Origin of the sequence: Nocardia asteroides (assembly GCF_900637185.1) — a bacterium.
In the GTDB taxonomy this organism is placed as follows: domain Bacteria; phylum Actinomycetota; class Actinomycetes; order Mycobacteriales; family Mycobacteriaceae; genus Nocardia; species Nocardia asteroides.
The window spans coordinates 937248-963220 of record NZ_LR134352.1; the positions used below are offsets into that span (position 1 = coordinate 937248).

16 protein-coding genes are annotated in these 25973 nt (G+C 69.2%); 8 read left to right on the forward strand and 8 right to left on the reverse strand.

All coding sequences use genetic code 11. The annotated features are described in order from the left end of the window. Positions 1-162: 162 nt before the first annotated feature. The 7 genes from EL493_RS04530 (at position 163) to EL493_RS04560 (ending at position 13739) form a co-directional block, all read left to right on the forward strand. On the forward strand, positions 163-1944 hold the full coding sequence (locus tag EL493_RS04530; protein WP_019044412.1) for an alpha/beta hydrolase-fold protein: 1782 nt from the start codon (positions 163-165) through the stop codon (positions 1942-1944). A gap of 113 nt (positions 1945-2057) precedes the next feature. Continuing rightward, the gene (locus tag EL493_RS04535) at positions 2058-2576 is read left to right on the forward strand and encodes a DUF732 domain-containing protein (RefSeq protein ID WP_019044413.1); all 519 of its coding nucleotides are present in this window, start codon (positions 2058-2060) and stop codon (positions 2574-2576) included. Beyond that, entirely contained in the window at positions 2570-3565 is a 996-nt protein-coding gene (locus tag EL493_RS04540; RefSeq protein ID WP_198040951.1) for a cutinase family protein, read from the forward strand. Before EL493_RS04535 ends, EL493_RS04540 begins: the two co-directional genes overlap by 7 nt. A gap of 207 nt (positions 3566-3772) precedes the next feature. Beyond that, positions 3773-4792, forward strand: coding sequence for an LLM class F420-dependent oxidoreductase (locus tag EL493_RS04545; RefSeq protein ID WP_022566528.1), 1020 nt, complete (start codon positions 3773-3775; stop codon positions 4790-4792). A gap of 213 nt (positions 4793-5005) precedes the next feature. Next, positions 5006-6919 carry a long-chain-fatty-acid--AMP ligase FadD32 gene (fadD32, locus tag EL493_RS04550; RefSeq protein WP_019044416.1) on the forward strand — a complete coding sequence of 638 codons (1914 nt, stop codon included), beginning with the start codon at positions 5006-5008 and terminating at the stop codon, positions 6917-6919. Between the two features lie 95 nt (positions 6920-7014). After that, a complete protein-coding gene (gene pks13 / locus EL493_RS04555; protein ID WP_019044417.1) occupies positions 7015-12198 on the forward strand; it encodes a polyketide synthase Pks13 in 5184 nt (1727 codons plus the stop codon). Next, entirely contained in the window at positions 12195-13739 is a 1545-nt protein-coding gene (locus tag EL493_RS04560) for an acyl-CoA carboxylase subunit beta (RefSeq protein ID WP_019044418.1), read from the forward strand. Before pks13 ends, EL493_RS04560 begins: the two co-directional genes overlap by 4 nt. A gap of 30 nt (positions 13740-13769) precedes the next feature. Here EL493_RS04560 and EL493_RS04565 read toward each other — a convergent pair whose 3' ends face one another. From EL493_RS04565 to EL493_RS04590, 6 genes are all read right to left on the reverse strand, one after another. After that, a complete protein-coding gene (locus tag EL493_RS04565) occupies positions 13770-14531 on the reverse strand; it encodes an ESX secretion-associated protein EspG (protein WP_019044419.1) in 762 nt (253 codons plus the stop codon). Beyond that, positions 14528-15901, reverse strand: coding sequence for a PPE domain-containing protein (locus tag EL493_RS04570; protein ID WP_019044420.1), 1374 nt, complete (start codon positions 15899-15901; stop codon positions 14528-14530). Before EL493_RS04570 ends, EL493_RS04565 begins: the two co-directional genes overlap by 4 nt. Then, positions 15901-16290 carry a hypothetical protein gene (locus EL493_RS04575; RefSeq protein ID WP_019044421.1) on the reverse strand — a complete coding sequence of 130 codons (390 nt, stop codon included), beginning with the start codon at positions 16288-16290 and terminating at the stop codon, positions 15901-15903. Before EL493_RS04575 ends, EL493_RS04570 begins: the two co-directional genes overlap by 1 nt. Positions 16291-16299: 9 nt before the next feature. Next, positions 16300-16836: a DUF3558 domain-containing protein gene (locus EL493_RS04580; RefSeq protein ID WP_162178119.1), complete on the reverse strand. Its 537-nt coding sequence runs from the start codon at positions 16834-16836 to the stop codon at positions 16300-16302. A gap of 200 nt (positions 16837-17036) precedes the next feature. Next, complete coding sequence (locus EL493_RS04585) at positions 17037-17534, reverse strand: peptidylprolyl isomerase (RefSeq protein WP_019044422.1); 498 nt, start codon at positions 17532-17534, stop codon at positions 17037-17039. A gap of 258 nt (positions 17535-17792) precedes the next feature. Continuing rightward, complete coding sequence (locus EL493_RS04590) at positions 17793-18440, reverse strand: hypothetical protein (RefSeq protein ID WP_019044423.1); 648 nt, start codon at positions 18438-18440, stop codon at positions 17793-17795. 467 nt (positions 18441-18907) lie between these two features. Between EL493_RS04590 and EL493_RS04595 the strand changes: the two genes are divergently transcribed. Next, a complete protein-coding gene (locus tag EL493_RS04595; protein WP_030201775.1) occupies positions 18908-22240 on the forward strand; it encodes an arabinosyltransferase domain-containing protein in 3333 nt (1110 codons plus the stop codon). A 75-nt stretch (positions 22241-22315) separates the two neighbouring features. Here the strand turns inward: EL493_RS04595 and EL493_RS32180 are convergent, their stop codons facing one another. Both EL493_RS32180 and EL493_RS04600 read right to left on the reverse strand, forming a co-directional pair. After that, on the reverse strand, positions 22316-22477 hold the full coding sequence (locus EL493_RS32180; protein ID WP_167686195.1) for a hypothetical protein: 162 nt from the start codon (positions 22475-22477) through the stop codon (positions 22316-22318). Between the two features lie 151 nt (positions 22478-22628). Then, positions 22629-25958, reverse strand: coding sequence for an arabinosyltransferase domain-containing protein (locus tag EL493_RS04600; protein ID WP_030201776.1), 3330 nt, complete (start codon positions 25956-25958; stop codon positions 22629-22631). Positions 25959-25973 lie beyond the last annotated feature (15 nt).

Sequence of the window (25973 nt, forward strand, 5' to 3'; positions counted from 1 at the left end):
GGGTGAGCCGGTCTTTTTGCTGTGCGCGGCTCTCGCGTGTCCTCCCCGGTTATCGGTCGGTACTGCGGTACAACGAACGATGAGGCAGTCCCAGGGCGGGGATGAGGAGGGTCGCGTGTGTTGAAACATCGTGTCCGAGCGCCGATGCGGCGGATCCTCGGAATGGCGGTCCTGACCGCCGCCCTGCTCGCGCCCGCGGTGGCCGTGCCCGCCCAGGCGCAGGCCCAGACCGGCGTGGCCGGCGTGCAGCGGGTGGAGTGGCTCTCGGATCGCCGGGTGGCGCTGTGGGTGTACTCGCCCGCGATGAACACCCCGATCCAGGTGCAGATGCTGCTGGCGCGGGACTGGAACATCAAGCCCGACGCGAAGTTCCCGATGCTGCTGATGCTCGACGGGCTGCGCGCCCAGGACGACGAGAACGGCTGGACCAAGGACGCCGACGCCGAGGGCTTCTACGCGGACAAGAACGTCAACGTGGTGCTGCCGGTGGGCGGCCAGTCCAGCTGGTACTCCGACTGGCTCGCCCCCGACAACGGCCACACCTACAAGTGGGAGACCTTCCTGACCAAGGAGCTCCCGCCGATCCTGGAACGCGACTGGCGCACCACGGATGTGCGTGGCGTCCAGGGCCTTTCGATGGGCGGCACGGCCGCGATGAACCTGGCCGGTCGCAATCCCGGCCTGATGAAGTACGTGGCCTCGTATTCGGGCCTGCTGACCACGACGACGCTCGGTATGCCGCAGGCGATCACCTTCGCCAACAAGGACGCGGGCGGCTTCGACGCGGGCGCGATGTGGGGGCCGCCCGGCGGGCCGGAGTGGGCCGCCCACGATCCGTATCTGCTGGCCGACAAGCTCAAAGGCGTGAGCATGTACGTCTCCAGCGGCAGCGGCCTGGCGGGCAACCACGATCAGCTCGGCGAGGTGCCGCTGCTGAGCGAGAACTGGGCGGGCACCGGCCTGGAGATCCTGTCGCGGTTGTCGACCGAGAACTTCGTCACCAAGCTGGAGAAGCTGGCCATCCCGGTGCAGGCGAACTACCGTCCGGCGGGCACGCATACGTGGCCGTACTGGGATTTCGAGATGCGGCAGTCGTGGTCGCAGGCCGCGTCGGCGCTGGGCACCGATCAGGGTGGCACCTCGTGCGGGCTCGGCGGCGCGATCGGCCCGGCCGCGCAGGCCGCCGGGTGGCTGGGCAACTGTCTCACCGCCGAATATCCGGTGGCCGCGGGCGTGGTGCAGGACTTCCAGAACGGGAAGGTCTTCCACTCCGCCGCGACCGGCGCGCACGCCGTCGGCGGGCGGATCGGTGGCACGTATGCCGGTGTCGGCGGGCCGAATTCGCCGCTGGGCCTGCCCACCGGCGCGGAACAGGGCCTGCCCGACGGCCGTGGCCGCATGCAGACCTTCGAGGGCGGCTCGATCTACTGGACCCCGCAGACCGGCGCGCAGGTGATGCGCGGCGCGTTCCTGGAGGAGTGGGGCAGGCAGGGCTTCGAGCGCGGCCCGGCCGGCTATCCGATCGCGGCCGAGGCGCGCACGCCCAGCCGCGACGGCTCGGTGCAGGCCTTCGAGCACGGCCCGATGTTCTACAGCCCGGCCACCGGCGCGCACCGGGTGCAGGGCTTCGTCCTGGACAAGTACGCCGCGCTCGGGTTCGAGAACAGCCCGCTGGGGTTCCCGGTGGCCGAGGAGGCGCCGCTGAAGGATCTCGGCCGGTACAGCCGGTTCGAGGGCGGCAACATCTACTGGAGTCCGCTCTCGGGCGCGTGGTCGGTGCGCAACGGCCCGCTCGCCGAGGCCTGGGGCGCGCAGGGGTACGAGAACGGCAGGCTCGGCTATCCGGTCAGCGACGAGTTCACCGTCCCCGGCGGGACCCAGCAGAACTTCCAGACCGGGTTCATCGTGGTGCGAGACGGCAAATCCGAAGTCCACGGGGTGTGAGCCCGGGCTGAGAACTCTCTGAACATCGCCGCGCGGTACCCGGCGGCGGCCCATGTCCGGCTAGCCTGGTCTGCGACCGCTTCCCTGACGAACGATCGAGGAAAGACATCTTCATGCATCGGATCCCTGGCAAGGTTGCCGGATCGGTCGCGGCCCTGGCTGCCGTCGCCCTGTTGTCCGCCTGTGGTGGCAACGACTCGACCGCGTCGCAGACGCCCACCCTCTCGTCGAGCGCGAGCGCCGCCGCATCGGCCACCACCCAGGCGCCCGCGCCCGAGGGCCACGGCGACCACACCTCGACGCCCAGCGAAGCGCCGGAGACCTCCGCGACGGCGCCCGAGCAGCCGCAGGCCGCGCCGGAGACCACTCCGCAGTCCGCGCCCGCCTCCGACAAGGACAAGGCGTTCCTGGCCGAGCTGAGCAAGAACGGCATCACCCCGGCCAGCCCTGACATCGCGCTGACCGCGGCGGGCTACATCTGCTCCAGCCGCGCCACCGGTGCCTCCGATGCCGACATCGCCCCCTACGTGGCGGCGATCGCGGGCACCGACACCGCGTTCGACCAGTCCAAGATGGACGTCAACAAGGCAGCTCAGATCTACATCGCCGCCGCGACCACCACCTACTGCTAGTGAACCCCCGACCGACGCGACGTACCCGCAGGCTCTGGCCTGCGGGGTGCCTGACCGTGCTGGCGCTGATCGTCCTGGCGATCATCGTCATCGTGCTGCTCTGGTACCTGCTCGCAGGCCGGTTGCGTGAGCCGGGGCCCACCCCGCCCGGCGAACCGCCACCGACGTCGCAGTCGGCGGAGTGTCCCGATGTGATGCTGCTCTCGATCCCCGGCACCTGGGAGTCGGCGAGCAACGACGATCCGTACAACCCCACCGCCAACCCGATCTCGCTGATGCTGAGCGTGTCGGGGCCGCTGCGGGCGCAGTTCCCGGAGGACCGGCTCGAGGTGTACACGGTGCCCTACGTGGCCCAGTTCTCGAACCCGATCGCCTTCCCGCCCGACGGCCAGGCCTCCTACAACAACAGCCGCACCGAGGGCACGGCGCGGGCCACCGACATCCTGGCCCAGCGGCACAAGGAATGCCCGCTGACCACCTACGTCATCGCCGGCTTCTCGCAGGGCGCCGTCATCGCCGGTGACGTGGCCGCGCAGATCGGCAAGGGCAACGGGCCGGTCCCGGCCGACAAGGTCCTCGGCGTCACGGTGATCGCCGACGGCCGCCGCACCGCCGACACCGGCCCGGGTCAGCCCACCGAGATCGGCGATCCGCCGCCGACCGGGCAGGGCGCCGAGGTGGCGCTCAAGGGGATCAACGTGCCGGGGATCAGCATGACCGGTCCGCGTCCCGGCGGCTTCGGCTCGCTCGCGCCGAAGGTGAACTCCATCTGCGCCCCCGGCGACATGATCTGCGACGCGCCGCGCGAGGCGCTCAACCCGGCCAACGCGCTGGGCAGCCTGGGCGCGCTGATCCGTTCCGCGGGCAACCCGGTACACGCGCTCTACGCGACGAACACCGTGGACGGGCAGGGCACCACCGCCACCCAGTGGACGGTGAACTGGGCCGCCGGGCTCATCGAGAACGCACCGCATCCACCGCATTCCTGAGGTCATACGGGCGGAGTTGTCACAGTCACAGCGGGTGTGTGATTGCCATGGATCATGCCTCGCTGTGACATCCGCACTCCCATTCGCCCGCACGCTGTAAAGTGCGCTGATGATCGCGCCGTCTGCCTCGCTACCGCGGGGTAGCCGGTGGGCCCGAGTACACCGCCTAGCACGCGCAGGCGTGCAACAGCCAGGAGCGAAGAGTTCATGACCGAAGCTGCCGCACCCGTCGGTGAGTTGACCGCGCTGGGTACGCCGCCGCGTCCGTTCCGCTTCGGCGCGGCGGGCGAGGGCAACAAGCAGGAGGGCGGGGCTCGCAAGTTCGTCCAGACCGCGCAGCAGGCCGAGGAATACGGGTACGACACCTTCTTCGTGCCCGATCACCTGGGTGACCAGATCGGGCCGATCGCCGCGCTGGGCGCCCTGACCCAGGCCACCGAGAAGATCCGGCTCGGCACGTCGGTGCTGGCCAACGGCTTCCGGCACCCGGTGGTGCTGGCCAAGGACCTGGCCACGATCGACGTGCTGTCCAAGGGCAGGCTCGAGGTCGGCGTCGGCGCGGGCTGGATCAAGGAAGAGTTCGAGAACGCGGGTCTGCCGTACGAGCGCCCCGGTGTCCGGCTGGAGAAGCTCGACGAGTCGCTGACCATCCTGGACACGCTGCTGCGTGGCCAGGAGTGCAACTTCGAGGGCAAGCACTACCAGGTGCGCGGCATCAAGGGCACGCCGCGGCCGCGGCAGGGTCCGCGTCCGCCGCTGTGCACCGGTGGCGGCGGCCCGAAGATGCTGGCGCTGGCCGCCAAGCACGCCGACATCGTCTCGGTGGTGCCGCAGACCACCAAGAACGGCAAGGGTCTGCTGTCGGGCATCACGCTCGAGAAGACCATCGAGAAGGTCAACATCGTCAAGGCCGCTGCCGGTGACCGTTTCGCCGACATCGAGCTGAACTGGGCCATCACCGCCATCGTCATCACCGACGACCGGGAGAAGACCGCGGAGATGGCGCTGCGCGCGATCGAACGCGGCCTGCACCCCGATCTCGAGGTCGACGTGGAACTGTCGGTGGAAGACATCCTGAATTCGCCGTACGTCGCGATCGGCACCTTCGAGGAGATCGCCGAACAGATCAAGCGTGTGCGCGAACTCACGTCGATGTCGTATGTCGGCATCTTCCCCACCCAGATGGACGCATTCGCGCCAGTCATTCCGCTGCTGCGGGAGGACTGAGCGGGGGTTCTCTGTAACATGACTCTGGTTTGAGAACATCTAGCCGATAGCGGTCACCGCGCAGACCGCTCGAAAATCCGCAGGTTGCACAGGACGTACGCACTGCGTCGTCCGAGCGACCGGTGGCGATAGCGAGTCGGGGCCTCACAGGTGCCAGCGCCGTAATGCGCTGGACGAATTCACCGGTGTCCGGGCTTCGGAGGAGAAGAAGGAATGGAAGAGACTTTCGACGACTACCTGGACGCGACCGGGAACATTGTGATTCCCGAGGGTCGGACCCTGGTCGATCACGTCGAGAAGCACACCCGTAACGACGCGAACACGCTCGCGTACCGCTACATCGACTACTCGCGGGAACGCGATGGCGAGGTGCACGAGCTGACCTGGCAGGAGTTCGGAGTTCGGCTGCGCGCGGTGGCCGCTCGCCTGCAGCAGGTGACCAACCCGGGCGACCGGGTCGCGATCCTCGCCCCGCAGGGCCTGGACTACGTGATCTCCTTCTTCGCCGCGATCTACGCAGGCACCATCTCGGTGCCGCTGTTCGATCCGGACGAGCCGGGCCACACCGACCGGCTGCACGCCGTGCTCGGCGACTGTGAGCCCTCGGCGATCCTCACCGCGACCTCCTCGGCCGCCGGTGTCCGTCAGTTCTTCCGCTCGCTGCCCGCCGCGCAGCGCCCGCGCATCATCGCCGTCGACGCGATCCCGGACACCCTCGGTGATTCCTGGGTCCGCCCCGACACCGCGATCGACGACATCGCCTACCTGCAGTACACCTCGGGCTCGACCCGGGTGCCCGCCGGTGTGGAGATCACGCACCGCGCGGTCGGCACAAACCTGCTGCAGATGATCAACTCGCTGAACATGAACGAGAACTCGCGCGGTGTCACCTGGCTCCCGCTGTTCCACGACATGGGCCTGCTGACGGTGATCCTGCCCGCGGTCGGCGGCAAGTTCATCACCATCATGTCGCCGAGCGCGTTCGTGCGCCGTCCGTCGCGCTGGATCAACGAGCTGGCCGCGGTGTCCGACGGCGCGGGCACCTTCGCCGCGGCGCCGAACTTCGCGTTCGAGCACGCCGCCGCGCGTGGTGTGCCGAAGGCGGGCGAGTCGCTCGACCTGTCCAACGTCATCGGCCTGATCAACGGCTCCGAGCCGGTGACCGTGTCGTCGATGAAGAAGTTCAACGAGGCGTTCGCCCCGTTCGGCCTGCCCAAGACCGCGATCAAGCCCTGCTACGGCATGGCGGAGGCGACGCTGTTCGTCTCGGCGACCAAGGCCGAGGACGAGGCCAAGTACATCTACGTCGACCGCGACGAGCTCAACAAGGGCCGGATGGTCCGCGTGGAGCAGTCCGCCGAGAACGCCATCGCGCAGGTCTCCTGCGGTTACGTGGGCCTGTCGCAGTGGGCCGCGATCATCGACCCCGAGTCGGTGGAGGGCCCCGACGGCGGCCGCGAGCTGCCCGACGGCCAGGTCGGCGAGATCTGGCTGCACGGCAACAACATGGGCATCGGCTACTGGGGTCGCCCCGACGAGTCCACCAAGACCTTCCGCAACCGGGTCACCGACCGTCAGCCGGGCGGGCACACCGAGGGCACCGCCGCCGACGCGGACTGGATGCGGACCGGCGACTTCGGCGTGTACTTCGACGGCGAGCTCTACATCACCGGCCGCGTCAAGGACCTGGTGATCGTCGACGGCCGCAACCACTACCCGCAGGACCTGGAGTTCTCCGCGCAGGAGGCGTCCAAGGCGCTGCGCCCCGGTTTCGTCGCCGCGTTCGCGGTGCCCGCCAACCAGCTGCCCGCCGAGGTCTTCACGGCCGACAGCCACTCCGGCCTGAAGTTCGACGCCGACGACGCGTCCGAGCAGCTGGTCATCGTGGCCGAGCGTGGGCCCGGCGCGGGCAAGGCCGACCCGGCTCCGATCGCCGACGCGGTGCGCGCGGCGGTCTCGCTGCGCCACGGTGTGACCGCCCGGGACATCCTGCTCGTCCCCGCGGGTTCCATCCCGCGTACCTCCAGCGGAAAGATCGCCCGGCGGGCCTGCAAGGCCGCCTACCTCGAGGGAACGCTGCGCGGTGGTTACACCCAGCAGGCTTTCCCCGATGCACCGGAAGAGTAATCGGCCGACCGGATCGGATCGACGCCCGGCGTGAGCGCACGTCGGGCGTCATTCCACGGCGCGCCCTGTACGCAGACAGGTAGCTTGAGGAATTGATGGCTGACAACGAGGGCACGCCCACCCAGAACCCCGATGTTCCCGCGACGACCACCCCCGAGGGTGATCTCTCGGTCGCCGAGCTGCGCGAATGGCTGCGCAAATGGGTGGCCGACGCGACCGGGCAGTCGATCGACGCGATCACCGTCGACCGGCCGATGGAGGAGTTCGGGCTGGCATCACGTGATGCCCTCGCCCTCGGTGGCGACATCGAGGACCTGACCGGTGTCACCCTCACCCCCACGGTGGTCTACCAGCATCCGACGATCGCCTCGCTGGCCGAGGTCATCGTCAACGGCGAGCCGGAACTGCCCGCCGAGGAGCTCGAGGACTACGCCGCGGCCTACCGGCCCGGCGAGGCGCACGACATCGCGGTGGTCGGCCTGTCGACCCGCCTGCCCGGCGCGGGCAGCACCCCGGAGTCGACCTGGGATTTCATCATCGGCCGCGGCGACGCGATCCGGGAGCTGCCGGAGGGCCGCTGGTCGGAGTTCCTCGGCGATCCCGGTGTCGCGCAGACCGTCGCGGAGTCCAACACCCTCGGTGGTTACCTGGACCAGGACGTGGTCAAGGGCTTCGACGCGGAGTTCTTCGCCATGTCGCCGGTGGAGGTCGAGCGGGTCGACCCGCAGCAGCGCCTGATGATGGAGCTCACCTGGGAGGCGCTCGAGCACGCGCGCATCCCGGCCAGTGAGCTCAAGGGCGGCAAGGTCGGCGTGTTCGTCGGCTCGTCCAGCAGCGATTTCCAGCTCATCGCCTCGCTCGGCCTGGGTGATCGCGACCCGAACCTGCCGATCTCGGCGGAGGCGTACGCCCTGCTCGGCGCGTCGACCGGCATCATCGCCAACCGCGTCTCCTACTTCTTCGACTTCCGTGGCCCGTCGGTCACCGTCGACACCGCCTGCTCCTCGACCATCGTCGCGGTCCACCAGGCCGTGCGCGCGCTGCGCGACGGCGAGGCCGACGTGGCGCTGGCCGGTGGCGTGAACATGATCCTGGCCCCGGTCATCACCCTGGGCTTCGAGAAGAACGGCGCCGTCGCCAAGGACGGCCACATCAAGGCCTTCTCCAACGACGCCGACGGCATGGTCCGCTCCGAGGGCGCGGGCCTGGTGGTGCTCAAGCGCCTGGTCGACGCCGAGCGTGACGGCGACTCCATCCTCGGCGTGATCAAGGGTTCCGCGGTGAACTCCGACGGCCGCTCCAACGGCCTGTTCGCCCCGAACCCGGAGGCCCAGGCCGACGTCCTGCGCGCCGCCTACCGCGACGCGGGCATCGCCCCCTCCTCGGTCGACTACATCGAGGCGCACGGCACCGGCACCCCGATCGGTGACCCGATCGAGGCCGAGGCGCTGGCCCGCATCGTGGGTCGCGGCCGCGACGCCGACAAGCCCGCCTTGCTGGGCTCGGCCAAGACCAACTTCGGCCACCTGGAATCCGGCGCGGGCGCGGCCAGCCTCGCCAAGGTGCTGATGTCGTTCCGGCACAACGTGATTCCGCCGAACATCAACTACGCGGGCCCGAGCCCGTACATCCCGTTCGAGCAGGCCAACCTCAAGGTGGTCGACGAGCCCACCGAGTACCCGCGCTACAGCGGCGTCGCGACCGTCGGCATCTCCGGCTTCGGTTTCGGTGGCACCAACGCGCACGTGGTGCTGCAGGAATACGTGCCGTCGAAGCCCGTCGTCGAGGACGTGACGCCGGCGCAGGTCGCCGCCGAGGAGATCGAGGGCGAGGAGAGCACCGACGTGCTCGCCGAGGCCACCGCCATCACCGAGGCCGCCGCCGAGCCGGAGCAGCCGGTGGAACTGGAGTGGGACGGCGAGCGCGCCGAGCCGCTGCCGGTGATCCTGGCCGTGTCGGCCTACCTGCCCTCGCGCCGCAAGCGCGCCGCCGCCGAGCTGGCCGACTGGCTGGAGGGCGCGGGCAAGGACGTGCCGCTGGTCGACGTGGCCCGCGCGCTGGCCAAGCGCAGCCACCAGCGTTCGCGCGGTGTGGTGCTGGCCAAGACGCACGACGAGGCCGTCGCCGGCCTGCGCGCCATCGCCGAGGGCAAGCCCGGTGCCGGTGTGTTCACCGCCGACTCCCCGGCCGCGGCCCCGCCGGTCTGGGTGATGTGCGGCTTCGGCGCGCAGCACCGCAAGATGTCCAAGCAGCTCTACAACGAGAACTCGATCTTCCGCAAGGCGGTCGACGAGGTCGACGAGCTGGTCCAGGACGAGGCGGGTTACTCGATCCGCGAGATGTTCCTCGACGACGAGCAGGACTACGACGTCGGCACCTGCCAGGTCGGCATCTTCACCACCCAGCTGGGCCTGGCCGCGGTGCTGCGCGCACACGGCGCCGAACCCGCTGCCGTGGTGGGTCATTCGATGGGTGAGGTCGCGGGCGCCTACATCGCGGGCGGACTGAGCCTGGAAGACGCGGTGCGCGTGATCTGCGCCCGTTCGCGCCTGATGGGCGAGGGCGAGCAGATGATCACCGAGGACGACGTGCGCAACATGGCGCTGGTCGAACTCAGCGCCCACGACGTGGCCGAGCTGCTGCCGCGCTTCCCCGACGTGGAGTGCGCGGTGTACGCCGCGCCCACCAACACCGTCATCGGCGGACCGCGCGAGCAGGTGGAGCAGATCGTCGCCGAGGTGGAGGGCATGGGCAAGTTCGCCCGCATCCTGCCCACCCGCGGCGCCGGCCACACCTCGCAGATGGACCCGCTGCTTGGCGAGCTGGCCGCCGAACTGGCCGGCATCGAGCCGACCGCGCTGAAGACCGGCCTGTTCTCGACCGTGCACGAGGGCCTGTACTTCAAGCCCGGTTCCGAGCCGATCCACGACGAGCCCTACTGGGTGAAGAACATGCGCCATTCGGTGTACTTCACCAACGCGATCAAGGCCGCCGTCGACTCCGGGCACACCACGTTCCTGGAGCTGGCGCCCAACTCGGTGGCGCTGATGCAGGTCCTGGGCACCACCTTCGCCGCGGGCGTGCACGACGCGCAGCTCATCCCCACGCTCAAGCGCAAGGAGGACGAGTCCGCCGGTGTCATCGGCGCGCTCGCCCAGCTGTACGTGCACGGGCACGCGGTGAACCTGAGTTCGCTGCTGCCCGAAGGCGATTACGCCGACGTGCCGCGTACCGCGTTCGTGCGCAAGGAGTACTGGCCCGCGGTCGCGATGTCCTCGGGCACCGGCAACACCCGGGTGCCCGGCGCGCACGTCGCGATGCCCGACGGCCGCCACGCCTGGGAGGTGCAGGCCGCCTCGGTCACCGATCTGACCGCGCTGGTGCGCGCCGCCGCCGCGCAGGTGCTCTCCGATGTCGCGGTGACGGTGTCGCATCCGCACGCCGCGCTGCCCGCCTCGGGCACGCTGACCACCACCCTCACCCCGCACCTCGGTGGCGCGTCGGTGCAGGTGCACGCCAAGGGCGCGACGGGCTTCACCCTGCTGTTCGACGCGGTCGTCACCTCCGGCGCCCCGCTGCCCGAACCCGTTGTCGCCGAGGTGGTTCCGGCCGCCGTCGCCGAGCCCACCGCCGCCGAGGTGGCAGTGGCCACCAGCGACCGCTGGAGCCCCGACAGCGGCGAGTCCGTCGAGCAGCGGCTGTGCGTGATCGTCGCCGAGTCCATGGGCTACGCCGTCGAGGACCTCCCGATGGAGATCCCGCTGATGGAGCTGGGCCTGGACTCGCTGATGGCGATGCGCATCAAGAACCGCGTCGAGTACGAGTTCGACATCCCGCAGCTGCAGGTCTCGGCCGTGCGCGACGCCAGCCTCAACGAGGTCGCCAAGGTGCTGCGCTACGCCATCGAGCACCGTGACGAGGTCGCCGCGATGGCCGAGAAGCAGGCCGCCGCCAAGGCCGCCGGTGAAGACGTGGAGATCGGCGTCGACGCCAACTTCGTCGAAGCGGCGCGCGCGGCGATCGCCGCCGGCGACGATCCGCTGGCCGCCGCGAAGGCCGCCGGTGCCGAACTGCCGTCGGAAGCCGCTGCCGCCGAACCGGTTTCGGAGCCGGTCGAGGTCGCTACCGCCGCTGTCGCCGAGGTCGCCGCGGCTGTGGTTCCCGATGTGGATTACTCGGCGCCCGCCGGGGACGAGGACAACGTGCCGCCGCGTGATGCGGCCGAGCGGCTCGCGTACGCCACCTGGGCTGTCGTCACCGGCACCTCGCCGGGCGGCATCTTCAACACCCTGCCGATCCTGGAAGAGGAGGTTGCCGAGAAGATGGCGGCCCGCCTCACCGAGCGGGTGGGCGCCGAGGTGACCGTCGACGACGTGCTCGACTGCGAGACCATCGAGCAGCTCTCCGAGGTCGTGCGCAACCTGCAGGACAGCGGTGCCGACGTGGACGGCTTCGTCCGTCCGCTGCGCGCCAGGACCGAAGGTTCCACCGCCACACCGGTGTTCGTGTTCCACCCGGCCGGCGGCAACACCCTCGTCTACGAGCCGCTGCTCAAGCGGCTGCCGGAAGACACCCCGATGTACGGCATCGAGCGCGTCGACGGCTCCATCGAGGAACGGGCCAAGCAGTACCTGCCCGAGCTGCGCAAGATCCAGGCCGACGGCCCGTACGTGCTGTACGGCTGGTCGCTGGGCGCCGTGCTGGCCATGCAGGTCGGCCAGCTGCTGCGCGAGGAGGGCGCCGACGTCCGCTACGTCGGTCTGATCGACCTCGCGATGACCGTCGAGGACGAGGACAACAGCCCCGAGGAGCGCGTGCGCCGCCTCGAGCGCTACCAGGCCTTCGCCAAGAAGACCTACAACGTCCCCGCCGAACTCGACCGCGAGCAGATCGAAGAGCTGGCCGCCGCCTCCGACGCCGAGCAGTTCTCGATGATCAGCGACCTGATCAAGCTGTCGGGCGCGAAGATCCCGGGCGGTGTGCTCGAACACCAGCGCACCTCCTGGATCGAGAACCGCGCGCTGCAGCAGGTGCGTCCCCGCCGCTACGACGGCGACGTGGTGCTCTACCTGGCCGACCGCTACCACGACGGCGCGATCGAGCTGGAGCCCCGCTTCGCCGACCGCAAGCCCAACGGCGGCTGGGACGAGTACGTGAAGAACCTGGAGATCGTCCACATCCCGGGCGACCACCTGCAGATCGTCGACGAACCGCGAATCGGCCAGATCGGTGCCGACCTCGCCGCCAAGCTCGCGGCGATCGCCGAGGGAGAGAAGTGAGCACTACCGCTGAAAAGCTGGCCGATCTGAATCAGCGTCTCGAGCTCGCCAAGGAGCCCGCAGGTGCGAAGGGGATCGAAAAGCGGGCGCGGAAGGGCATTCCCAGCGCACGGGATCGCATCGACATGCTGATGGACCCGGGCACCTTCGTCGAGATCGGTGCCCTGGTCCGCAAGCCCGGCGACCCGACCGCGCTCTACGGTGACGGCGTCGTCGTGGGGCACGGGCTGGTCGAGGGCAGGCCGGTGGCGGTGTTCTCGCACGACCAGACCGTCTACGGCGGTTCGGTCGGTGAGGCGTTCGGCCGCAAGCTGTGCGGCATCATGCAGTACGCGTCCAAGGTCGGCATCCCGCTGGTCGGTATCAACGATTCCGGTGGCGCGCGCGTGCAGGAGGCGATCAGTTCGCTGGCCTGGTACGCCTGGATGGCGACCAATCTGGAACCGCTGTCGGGCATGGTCCCGCTGGTCTCGCTGATCCTGGGCAACTGCGCCGGCGGCGCGGTGTACGAGCCCATCTGCACCGATGTGGTGGTGGCGACCGAGTCGGCGCACATGTTCGTCACCGGCCCGAAGATCATCAAAGAGGTCACCGGCGAGGACGTGAGCCTCGAGGAGCTCGGCGGCGCGCGCACGCAGGCCGAGTACGGCAACATCCACCACGTCGCCAAGGACGAGGCGGCCGCGTTCCAGTGGGTGCGCGAGTACCTGGGGTACATGCCGAGCAGCTGCCAGGAACTGCCACCGGTGGTGAACCCCGGCATGGAGCCCGAGATCACCGATTCCGACCGCGAGCTGAACACGCTCATGCCGGACTCGGACAACGCGGGCTACGACATGCACGAGGTGCTGCTGCGCATCTTCGACGACGGTGAGTTCAAGGAGATCAGCGCCGAGACCGGCCCGAACATCATCACCGGGTTCTCCCGGGTCGATGGGCAGACCGTCGGCGTGGTCGCCAATCAGCCGCTGGCCTCGGCCGGCGCGCTCGATGCCCGTGCCTCGGACAAGGCCTCGCACTTCGTGCGCCTGTGCGACGCGTTCGAGATCCCGCTGATCTTCGTCGTCGACACCCCGGGCTTCCTGCCCGGTGTGGAGCAGGAGAAGGTCGGCGTGATCAAGCGCGGTGGCCGCTTCCTGTTCTCCTACGTGGAGGCCTCGGTCCCCAAGATCACCCTGGTGGTCCGCAAGTCCTACGGCGGCGGCTACGCGGTGATGGGTTCCAAGCAGCTCGGCGCCGACATCAACCTGGCCTGGCCCACCGCCCGCCTCGCGGTGATGGGTGCCGAGGGCGCGGTCAGTCTGCTGGGCGCCGCCCAGATCGCCGCGGCGCCGGAGGACCAGCGCGCCGCCATCCGCCAGAACCTGATCGACTTCTACAACGCCAATATCGCCACCCCGTGGGTCGCCGCCGAACGCGGCTTCATCGACGCGGTGATCGAACCCTCGACCACCCGCCTCGAGATCCGCCGCGCCCTGAAACTCCTCCAGGACAAGAAGATCCAGCGCAACCCGCGTAAGCACCACGTCCTGCCGCTGTGACCGGCACGGGCCTGCGTGGCCCGTGCCCGGTCACCGGTGCGAAAGGCGTCCGCTCACCGTGGTGATGCGGGTTTGGAGGCGGCGGGTGATCTCGTCGGGTGGGCCCGGGATGACGGTGAAGTTCTCGGCGTCGTGGTGCTGCATGAGGTAGCGGCCGTCGCCGGGGTAGTCCAGCCAGAGGAAGGCGCTGCCGTCGGTGGTGGGGCGGGCGTCGATCTCGAAGCCGGGGTATACGGCGATCTCGCCGGTGCCGCAGCGGTGGCGTTTCAGGAACTTCTGCAGGCGTTCGGTGTCGGAGAGTTGCGTCGGATGCCGGGAGTAGACCGGCGCTTCGAGATCGCCGCGCCTGCCCTCGAACCGCGGGTGGGTGCCGCCCGCGCACCGCGGCAGGAGGGCGACGATCTCCGCCGCGACCTGGTGCGCGGGATGGCAACTCAGTTCGATGTCGCCGCCGTCGCGCCGGTCGCGCTCCGAGAACTGCACCGCCACAACAGCTTCGGACCCGACGATGCCCGCGTGGATGCCGACGCTCTGCTTCTGCTCGGGCCCGTGGAAACCGTGCACCTCGACCCGCGTGCGCGGTTCCAGCAGGATCTCCAGCGCGCGGTGGAACGATTCGTCGTAGACCCGCTGGAGCCGCTGGGCACTGCGCGCCCGGCGAGCGGCGAATTCCTGGGCGGTCTCCCGGATTTCGGGCTTGTACCGCAGCGGGTAGGGGAGGCGGTCGCGCCCGTTCGCCTCCAGCGCGATGGTGACGGCGAGCCCGTCCAGGCGCCAGCGCGGGCCGCTCACCCGCCGATCACCCCGCCCGGGGGCAGCGTGGGCGGCAGCTCGCCGATGAGTTCGGATTCGCGATCCTGGATCAGGTAGTCGGGCGAGGTGTGCTCGTCGTCGTCGTTGTTGTTCCCGGCGCCACGCCCGCCGCCGCCCATCATGCCCGGCATACCGGACATGCCGCGACCACCGGCGGCGCCACCTCTGCCCGCCGCGGCCGCGGCGGCCTGGTTCCCCGCGGGCGTACCGGCCACGGGACGGCCCGCGGTCGGGTTCTGCGACGTGGTGCCGAGGCCGGGCGAGCCGCCGCCCCCGGGTCCGCCGCCGGAGCCCGGTCCGCCGGGCGTGGTCCCCGGTGTGGTGGTGCCCGGTGTGGTTCCGGTGGGAGTGGTCTCGGTGCCGGGGGTGGTCGACGACGCGGTGGTGTCGTCCTCGCCGGAGCTGTCGTCACCGGCGTCGTCGCCGGTGTCCTCGGTCGACGGCGACGTGGTTTCCTCGTCGGTGGACTGCGGAAGCGTCGACTGCGGCACGGCCTGGTCGTCGTTCGACGTCGTCCCGTTGTCGCCGTTGCCGTTGTTGTTGTTCGTGGCGCCGCCGTTGCCGTCGTCGGCGGGCTGCCCGATCTCGCCGATCGTGTTCTTGGGCACCGCGAGCACCGGTGTCTTCTCGTCGGCGACCACCGCCTGCGGCTTGTACACGCGCTCCAGGATCTCCTGCGCGGCGCGTTCGGCCTCGTCGATGCGGTACTGCTCGTCCTTGAGGAGTCCGCCGTCCGGAATCCAGGCGGTCAGTTTCCCGTCCCAGGACAGCTCTTTGGGCTTGTCGATCGCCATCTTCGCCTGCAGCAGCGCGCCTTCCATCAGGTCGATGCCGTTGGCGACCATCTGGAAGGTGGTCGGCAGCTTCTCCGCTTCGCTCGCGTAGGCGCGCACACCGTCGATCGCCGCGTTCGCGGTGTTGCCGGACCAGCCCTGATTGATCGCGGTGTCGATCTTGGTGCGGAAATCGGTCACCGCCGTGGACATCCCGGTCACCAGGCGCCGCCAGCCATCGGCGCCCGCGTTGATCTCGCCCGCCGAGACGCCCGGCTTGTCGCCGCTGCCGTTCAGCGCGTCCCAGATCTCCTGATGCGACAGCGTCGAGAAGCTCTCGAGCTTGCCGGTCAGCTCGGCTTTGGCGTAGGTGCCGTCGAATCCCGACTCGAGCCGTGCCCGCTCGGACTCGATGATCGTGCGGTCCCCGCTGACCGCGTCGTTCGCGGCGGTCCCGAGGTCGCCGCGCGCCTTCGCTTCGTCGTGCGAGGTGCTGTAGTTGTCGTAGATTGCCTCGCCCTCGGCGGCGACAGCGGCGACCGCGACGACGGCCAGCGCGATCAGTGGAAGCGGCATCAGATCGCCTGTCCGGTCGCGGTGAGGTCGCCGGCGTTCTGTCCGTCGACGGACTGGAGTTTGCCGATCGCGGCGGCGAAGGTGTCGCGCATGAGTTCAGCGATTTCGATGTGCGTTGCGAGTCGTTTGTCGGCCGAGTCGTTCGGGTCGTCCCCGCTGCCGGTGATGGCTTTCGCCTCGTACTTCGCCTTCAATATGAGCGCGGTCTCGAGGCCGCCCCAACCGGAGAGATGGGCGACTTCTTTCGTGCCGAACTTCAGGTCCTGCAACGCGGTCACATACTGCTCGCAGGCAGCGCGCAAGGCCTCACCCAGCCCCTCCTCCATGCGGAAGCTTCCGGCGACTGCTTGCTGCTTCAGATTGCGCCAGTATGCGGCTTGATCCGTCATGAAATCCCCCTACTTCGGAAGATGCGGCTCGAGGTTCGCCGCGTAACCAACAGCCATGTCGCACAGATCCCCGGTCCGCGTGCCTGTGCTGCTCAACCAGCCTGCATGCACTTCGAACATGCCCTGACCTGCCTCGAATGCAACGTAGCAGCTGTCCGGATCGGCGCTCTCTTTGAACGTGATGCCCTCTCGGCCGCCAACTGTCGTCGGGCGGACATCGCTCACACTGTCCTTGACTCGGGTTTCCGCCAGTGTGTGGCTGGTTGAAAACACGCCGACACGGCGGCTACCACTGCCGAAGCGGTCGTCGAGAGGTTTCCAGTTGCAGACTCGCCAAGTCGACGGACCGCTTGGTGGATCGGTCACCACATTCTTCGTCGCCGGATCCAACCCAGCTCCGCGCAGCACCTCATCACTCAACTGACTGCACACGTTGAAAACGACGATCTTGTCCGGATCGCGAACAGTCGTCTGTGGAGCCGCGGTCTCCCCGCCCCCGTCACATCCGGCGACCACTGCCGATACCGCAACAGCGCCGACCGCCAACCTCATCATTCCAGCGCTTCGCACAGCTCTCCCAGTTTCTCGCCCGGTACCACTCGCTTCTACAAGACTTGGACGCGGCGACGTCCAGGTCGGTTCCCACTCGAAGTCAGTTTGCCCGAGCCGGGGGCTGTGGTGATGGGTCAGGTGACGCATCGAGCCGCCACCGATGGTGCCGGTGGCGGCTCGGTGGCGGCGAAAGATCAGGCGATCGAAGCGGATTCGATGACGACGTCGGCTTTGGGGACGTCCTGGTGGGGGCCCGCGTTGCCGGTGGGGACGGCGGCGATCTTGTCGACGACCTCGGTGCCCTCGACGACCTTGCCGAAGACGGCGTAGCCCCAACCCTGGCCCTGGGGGGCGGTGTGGTTGAGGAAGGCGTTGTCGGAGACGTTGATGAAGAACTGGGCGGTGGCCGAGTGCGGGTCGTTGGTGCGGGCCATCGCGACGGTGTACTTGTCGTTCTTCAGGCCGTTGGCGGCCTCGTTCTGGATCGCGGCCTGGGTGGGCTTCTGCTTCAGGCCGGGCTCGAAGCCGCCGCCCTGGATCATGAAGTTGGGGATGACGCGGTGGAACACGGTCCCGTTGTAGTGGCCCGCCTTCACGTAATCGACGAAGTTGGCGACCGTGTTCGGCGCGGCCTGGTCGTCCAACTCGAGCACGATCTGTCCGTGGTTGGTATCGAGATTCACCTTGGTCATGGGATCGAGTCTAGGGAGGGGAGGGGTCAGGAAGAGACCGGGGTCCGCGCGCGCCGCGCGCGGACCCCGGTCCGGTGGTGAAATCGCGGCCGGGTATCGGGTGTGCGGCACCCGTCGCGAATATTGCCTACTATGTGGATGGAACCCGCGTGCGAGTGCGAGACGCACGCGGGTTCTTTTATCGCGGGGCAGGCAATTCACCGAATTCGAACCGACCGGCCGGGTAGGTGGTCAGCCGAATTGATCACCCGGTAATTGTCAGGGGCCGACCGTGATCGGCACCGACGGGGTGGTGGTGTTGGTGACCTTGTACACGCCGGTCACCGTTCCGGTGGTGGCGCTGGTCGGGCAGCCGAAGCCGCCGGTCACCTTGATGGGCGCGGGCGAGTTGGTCGCCTGGACCGTCGAGGGGTTGCCGTTGGTCCAGGTGCCTGCCAGCGAGGCGGGCGCGGTGGGTGCCACCACCACCTTGCAGGAGGCCAGCCCGCTGGTCTGGATGACCATGCCGCCGGTCGGGACGTTGATCGAACCCGAGATCGGCGAGCCGTTCTGGCCGGTGATCGACCAGCTGCCGCTGGTGGTCACCGTCGCGCTCACGCCCCACATGCTGGTCGAGCAGCCGGTGAAGGTGGGCGCGCTGATCGGCACGGTGACCGGCCCGCTGGGGTTGGTGTTGTTCGGCGCGGCCGGGACGGTGCCGGTCGCGGTCGAGGTGTTGCAGGTGATGGTGACACCGCCGGCCACGGCCTTGACCACGCCCTGGTTGGTGGCCTGCACCGCCGCGCCCGCCGGGCTGACGGTGGTGGAGGTCTGCGCCGCGGCGGGACCGATCCCGAACGTCGCCGCGGCGACGGCACACCCGGCGGTCGCGACTGCTGCTCGTGCGAAGAGTTTGCTGTCGAACATTGCGTACTCCTTTGGAGAATTCGACAACTTCACCGAATGTGAAGTTGTCGTGTTCAAGAGTACGAAAGGCTCGTTTTCGCACCCTGTTATTCGCGCCTACCATTTCATTCGGGAACTTTCGCGGTTCGGACCACGCGGTCTCGGAAATTGATTAAAATGCCGGACTGTTACCGCGCGTAACAGTTACTACGCTTTTTATCTATATGCACCGTGCACACTGGTAACATCGAAAAACTCCTGTGCCGCGCCCGGCGATTCGCCCGTACTCCCGGCCGGACCTCTATCGATAGCCGGGAAGCATGAAGCGGAAACGGCGGAGCGGATCACTCCGACGCCCCGCGCGACACGGTCGGCGCACGTGGCACCCTTAATGAAACGCTTGAACTTCACACCATAGCCTGATGCATGTCCGGCGGCGTGGCGTGCGACCCCTCACAAGTACCGGGGTGCGGATACCATGGCGAACCGTGCCAGACGCCGCAACAGCTGTTCTCACCAAGCCGCCCGCCGAGCCGGTGGCGTCCGCGAAGGATTTCCGGACCGCCAAATGGATCGCACTCGTCGCCGGACTCCTCGGCGCCCTGTTCGCGCTGGCGACGCCGTTCCTGCCGGTCACCCAGACGACCGCGCAGCTGAACTGGCCGCAGAACGGCAAGCTCGGCAATATCCAGGCGCCGCTGATGTCACAGGTGCCGATCGACCTGAACGCCACCATCCCCTGCTCGGCCGTCGCGACCCTGCCCGAGCAGGGCGGCATGCTGCTGGCCACCGCGCCGCCGCAGGGCGACCGGGCCGCGCTGGAAGCGCTGTTCGTGCGTGTCTCCGACACCTCGGTCGACGTGGTCGATCGCAACGCGGTGGTGGCCTCGGCCGACCGCGCGGCGATGGACCAGTGCTCGGCCATCGTCATCAGCTCGGACCGGAACCGCACCACGGCCGAGTTCCGCGGCATGACCAAGGAGATCGAGCGGCCGATCGCCGGTCAGCCCGGCGCGGTCGAGACCGTGCAGGTGCCGGTGCAGGGTCAGCTCGCCGGTGACCTGCGCCCGCAGATCGTCGGTGTCTTCTCCGATCTGAAGGGCGGTGTCCCGCAGGGGCTGTCGCTGACCTCCACGATCGACTCGCGGTTCTCCTCCAGCCCCTCGCTGATCAAGCTGGTCGCGATCGTCGCCGCGGTGCTGTGCACGCTGCTGGCGCTGGGCGCGCTGGCCCAGCTCGACGGCAGCGACGGGCGCGGGCACCGCCGGTTCCTGCCGCGCAACTGGCTGCGGCCCACCTGGGCCGACGGTGCCGTCATCGGCACGCTGCTGGTCTGGCATTTCGTCGGCGCCAACACCTCCGACGACGGCTACATCCTCTCGATGGTGCGGGTGGCGCCCGACGCGGGCTACATGGCCAACTACTTCCGCTGGTACGGCGTGCCCGAGGCGCCGTTCGGCTGGTACTACTACGTCATCCAGGTCTTCGCCGAGATCTCCACGGCCAGCCCGTGGGTGCGCCTGCCCGCGCTGCTGTGCGGCATCCTGTGCTGGATGGTCATCAGCCGCGAGGTGGTGCCCCGTCTCGGCAACGCGGTGAAGCGTTCGCAGGTGGCGCTGTGGACCGGCGGCCTGGTGTTCCTGGCCTTCTGGCTGCCCTTCGACAACGGCCTGCGGTCCGAGCCGATCGTCGCCCTCGGCGCGCTGCTCACCTGGGTCTCCATCGAGCGCGCCATCGCCACCGGCCGGCTGCTGCCCGCAGGCATCGCGGTGCTGATCGCCGCGTTCACCCTGGCCGCCGCCCCGACCGGGCTGATGTGCGTGGCCGCGCTGCTGGCCGGTATCCGGCCGCTGGTGCGGATCGTGGTGCGCAGGCACCGCCAGTTCGGCACCGCCGCGCTGCTGGCCCCGATCGCCTCGGCCGGGCTGCTGGTGCTGGTGGTGGTCTACGGCGACCAGACCTTCGCCGGTATCCAGGAGGCCAACCGGGTGCGCCAGGCCACCGGCCCGAACCTGGCCTGGTACGAGGACTACCTGCGCTACTACTACATGTTCGTCGAGACCGTCGACGGCTCGCTGGCCCGGCGCTTCGCCTTCCTGGTGATGCTGCTGTGCCTGTTCACCACGCTGCTGGTGCTGCTGCGCCGCCGCCAGGTGCCCGGCATCGCCTCGGGTCCGACCTGGCGGCTGATGGGGATCGTCTTCGGCACGATCTTCTTCATGATGTTCAACCCGACCAAGTGGACCCACCACTTCGGCGCGTACGCGGGCATCGCCGGTTCGCTGGCCGCGGTGACGGCGGTGGCCGTCTCGCAGAGCGCGCTGCGCTCACGCAAGAACCGGGCCATCTTCCTGGCGGGTCTGCTGTTCGTGCTCGCGCTGTCGTTCTCGGGCATCAACGGCTACTGGTACGTCTCCAGCTACGGCGTGCCGTGGTTCGACAAGACCATCTCGCTGCGCGGGGTCAACTCCAACACGGTGATGCTCATCCTGTTCGGCCTGGCGCTGGCCCTGGTGGGCTGGTACGCGCTGCGCGAGGACTACGTGAAACCGCAGCCGTCGGCGAAGACGAAGCGGGGCAGGCGGATTCGCAAGTTCGCCGCCATCCCGCTCACCGTCGTGGTCGGGCTGATGGTGGCCTTCGAGGTGTTGTCGCTGGTCAAGGGCGCCACCCAGCAGTACCCGGCGTACTCGCTGGCGCGCTCCAACTTCGACGCGATCGGCGGCAACGCCTGCGGCCTGGCCAACGACGTGCTCGTGGAGACCGACCCGAACGGCGGCAGGCTCGACCCGATCGTCGACCCGGCCCGCCCGTTCACCGACCCGAACGACCCGCTCGCGGGCACCGACGCCGTGGGCTTCACGCCCAACGGGGTCCCCAGCGATCTGTCCGCCGACGCGGTGGAGGTGAAGCCGGGTACCGGCAACACCAGCAACCAGTCGGTCGGCGCCGCCTTCGCCGAGGGCGAGAGCGCGGGCACCGGCGGCGGTGAGGGCGCGCGCGGCGTCAACGGGTCGACCGTGGCGCTGCCGTTCGGCCTGGATCCGGCGCAGACCCCGATCCTGGGCTCCTACCAGGAGGGCGTGCAGCAGCCCGCGCACCTGGAGTCGGCCTGGTACGGGCTGCCCGCCCGCTCCGAGGACGCGCCGCTGGTGGTGATCTCCGCGGCGGGGCGCATCGCCTCCAAGGACGACACCGGCGCCGACAAGTACGGCCAGTCGCTGCTGGTCGAGTACGGCACCCGCAACCCGGACGGCAGCGTCACCCCGCTGGGCACCTACCTGCCCCGCGACATCGGCCCGTTCCCGTCCTGGCGCAACCTGCGCGTCCCGCTGGCTGACCTGCCCGCCGAGGCGAACGCGGTCCGGCTGATGGCCAACGACCCGATCCTGATCGGTGACCAGTGGCTGGCGTTCACCCCGCCGCGGGTGCCCAAGCTGCAGACGCTGGACGCCTACATCGGCCGCACCCAGCCGGTGCTGCTGGACTGGGCCGTGGGCCTGCAGTTCCCCTGCCAACGGCCGTTCGCGCACAAGAACGGCGTCGCCGAGGTGCCGAACTACCGCATCCTGCCGGACCGTCCGCTGGCCATCTCGTCCACCGACACCTGGCAGGCCGAGGAGTTCGGCGGCCCGCTCGGCTTCTCGCAGATGCTGGCGAGCCGGGTCACCATCCCGACCTACCTGAAGGACGACTGGGCCAGGGACTGGGGTTCGCTGGAACGCTACAACCAGTACCTCAAGGGCGAGCCCGCCCAGCTGAGCACCGGCACCGAGACCAGGACCGGGCTGTGGACCCCCGGCCCGCTGCGGGTGTTCTGACCCCACCGCGACAGTAAGAAGGCGCGGACCACTTCGGTGGTCCGCGCCTTCGGTCGTATACGGGGGTAGCAGGAGTCAGACGTTGAGCATGCGACGGTTGAGGTCGCGGCGTAACACCTCTTGCGAAGGCAGTCTTTCCAGCACCCGCATCACGGCCGGTCGTAGTTCTTTTTTCTCGTCGTCGCTGAGCAGCTCGACGAGATCTCCCAGATCCATGTCATCGAAGGCTCCTGTCATACCCAACAGCGTACGTGCTCAAACTCGCGTGTGAAGGGCATTCGGCAGGCATTTACAGTCGTTTCACGTACACGAAACGCTAACGGCCGCTAGGATTTTCGCGCCGAGCGTGCGTATACGCCCGGTCACTGCCCTTCCGCTGGCAGAGTCCCTACTGCGCCCGGATCGCGGGCTCCTTCGCCCGGCCCGACTGCTCCACCACCGTCACCGTGATCTCGGCGGGCGGCGCGGGCTGATACGGCGTGAACCGCTCCAGCGCGCCCCAGTCCCGGCCCAGATCGTGATCGAGGTAGGTGGGCACAGTCTCGGCCTTCAGCAGCAGTCCTGTCCACCCGAGCGGGCCGCCGCCGATGTCGTCCTGCCAGGCGTTGGAGGCGTCGGAGCCGACCCGGTCCGGCAGGATCCGCCACTTGGGCGCCTCGGCGACCCCGTCGTGGTGGTCGAACGGGCGCTGGCAGGGGAACGCCAGGCCGACGTGCCAGTCCAGCAGCACCGGATCGGTCTCGCCGACGACCGACTGCAGCGTGGCCAGCTTGGGCAGGCGCGGCGGGGTCACCGCCAGCCACTGCTTCTGGGTGATGTCGTTGTCGGCGGCGACCAGGCGCACCGCGTTCACATCGGCGGGCAGCTGATCCAGCGGCACCCGCAGGTTGCGCCACGACGGCGCGGGCCCGATGTCCATCGGGGCGATCGAGCCGGTCATCTCGACGGCGCCGTCGCCGGTGTGCCTGCCGTACTCGAGCCGCAGGTCCTGGCCGTAGTGCACGACGCCGTCGGTGTCGACGTAGCGGATGCGCCCGGCCGCGGTGACCACCAGGGCCTGGTAGTCCGGGTTGTCGCGGACGCTGTCGAGGTCGAGGCGGTACCACTGCGAGGTCAGCTTGGCCTGCTGCTGCACGCCGTCCTGGTAGGAGCCGAGCACCGGCGTGCGGGCCGGGTCGAGGCCGAAGGGCAGGGCCACCGTGCTGCCGTTGACGCCGGACTCGGCGCTGGTACCGCCGCCGGTGCCTGCGCCGGTGGTGTTGGTGGTCTTGTTGGCGGAGTCCTTGTCGACCGAGTTGGCGCCGCCCACCACGGTCTCGTCGGCGTCGGCGGTGAGGTCGGCGGCCACCCCGTTGGGGGAGAAGCCGGTGGATTCGGCGCTCAGCCCGTCGGCCGGTGCGCCGGTGTAGGGGGTGAGCAGCGAATCGGCGGTGTTCGTCTCCACCAGCACGTCCTGGGCCATGCCGCAGGTGTTGCCGCGCAGGGACTCGATGTTCGACTTGGCGATCGAGTACGCGGGGTACTGGGTGATCGCGCCCTTGGCCATCGACGCCACCTCGAACAGGACAAGCAGCGCGGCCGCGATGGTCAGCGGCATGGTGGCGAAGCGGTCGAAGCGGTTCGACTCCCGCGCGACGCGGTACGGGTCGCGCAGGTGGAAGTAGAGCGCCACCAGCAGCGCCAGCACGGCCAGGCCGAGGAACAGGGTGGAGATGCCCTTGCCCGCCACCAGCGGCGCCTTGTCCCAGAACGGCACGCCGTAACTGGAGACATACCACCACCCGTTGGACCCGGTGAAGGTCAACGCCAGCAGGAACAGCACCGCCGCGGCGAACAGCGCGCGATTACGCGGGGCCTTGATGCCGTTGGTGCCCACCGCGACCGCCGCCAGCGCGGCCAGCGACCCGGCCAGGCCCGCGTAGACGCCGAAGTGATGGGTCCACTTGGTCGGCGTCCACATCATCAGCAGCAGCGCGCCGAAGACGATGCCCAGAATGCGCACCGACGGTCCGCGTGAGGTGCCCGGAATGCGGCCCTTGCGCAGCACCTGCAGGATGCACACGAGCAGGCACAGCAGCATCACCAGCACGCCGAAGCGGCGCGCGAGCGAGCCGTCGGGGGAGAGCATGAACAGCGAATCCCAGCGGGTGCGCTCGTCGAACCACGCGACATTCGGACCCACCAGGGTGCGCACCCGGGTCGCCTCCATGACGGTGGCCAGGGTCTGGTCGGCGAAGACGACGATCAGCACCACCGTGCCCGCGGCCAGGCCGGGGGCCAGCAGCGCGGCGTAGCGGAAGATCTTGGCGCCCAGCGACAGTCGCTCCGTGGGGGCGTTGTCGGCCGACGTGTCCGCTGTCGCAAGCCGATCGGCGGCGATCCGGCGCGGCAGCACGCCTTGGGCCCGCTTGATGATGATCTGCATGACCGGCCTGGTGCCCGCGATCAGCGCGGCGATGCAGATCAGCCCGGTCGGTCCGGCGGCCAGTGAGAAGGCGGCGACCAGGATGGCCAGCGCCGCGGGCAGCAGCCGGGCGGTGGCGATGGCGCGCTCGATCAGGCACCAGGTGAGCAGCGCGCCCGCGGCGATCAGCGGTTCGGGGCGCAGACCGTTGTCGTAGGGCAGCCAGAACGCCAGGAACACCAGGCCCGCGGTCCACAGCGCCACCTTGTCGCGGCGCACGCGCGCACCGAGGCGGGGCAGCACCTCCCGGCTGATCACCGCCCAGCAGACCAGGCCCGCGGCGAGGGCGGGCAGGCGCATCCACGGGCTGGCGTCGGAGATCTTCGTCATCCAGGCCAGCAGCTCGTAGGACCAGCCGAAGGGCGCCTCGGGGACGCCGAACCAGCGGTAGTAGTTGGCCATGTAGCCCGATGGCCCCGACGCGCGGGCCATATTGAGAATGTAACCGTCGTCGGAGGTGTTGGCGCCGATGAGGTGCCAGCCCAGCAGCGTCGCCACGACGACCACGTCGGTGGGGGTGATCCGCCACCAGTGCCGGGGCAGGAAGCGGCGCGCGCGGCGGCCGTCGGAGGTGTCGAGCAGGTGCAGCGCGATCAGCGCGACGAGGGTGGCGATCGCGGCGACGATCATCGCCACCAGCTTCAGCGTCGTCGGCGTGGAGGTGAAGCGCGAGTCGATGTCGGCGTGCAGCCGGGCGCCGGCGAGCGCGGCTTCGTCCAGGTCGGTGTAGACGCCCACGATCTGCGGGCGCTTGTCGACGGTGACCGTGTTGCGGAACGGGCTGCCGTCCTGGCGCTTGGCGCCGGCGAACTCGACGGTGGTCGCCGCGATGGTGGACTCGATGGTGATGCGGTCGCAGTTCGCGATCTCGGCGACCGGAGCCGACAGCATCGGCACATCGCGCGCCTGCACGCCGAGCACGCCGTCGCGCACGGCGACGGTGAGGCCGCGCGAGGTCTGCCCGGAGGCCGCGGGCACGGTGCCCGCCAGGACGGTCGTGCCGGTCTCGGGCAGATCCCGCAGCATGGTGCAGGGCAGCTGCGCGGACAACTGCTGCGGCACATACGACACCAGCGGCGCTTCCACACTGGTCGCGCCCGCCTGCGGCCAGTCCAGGCTCGCGCGGTCCTGGCGGACCGGCAACAGCGGCGTCAGCAACGCGAGGACGACAGCCAGGAGCCCGGAGACCAAGGCGATCAATCGGTATCGGGTGAACGCTCGTTCGGATCGCAGCACGGGGGTGATGCTAGCCATCGAACCTGTGCGCGA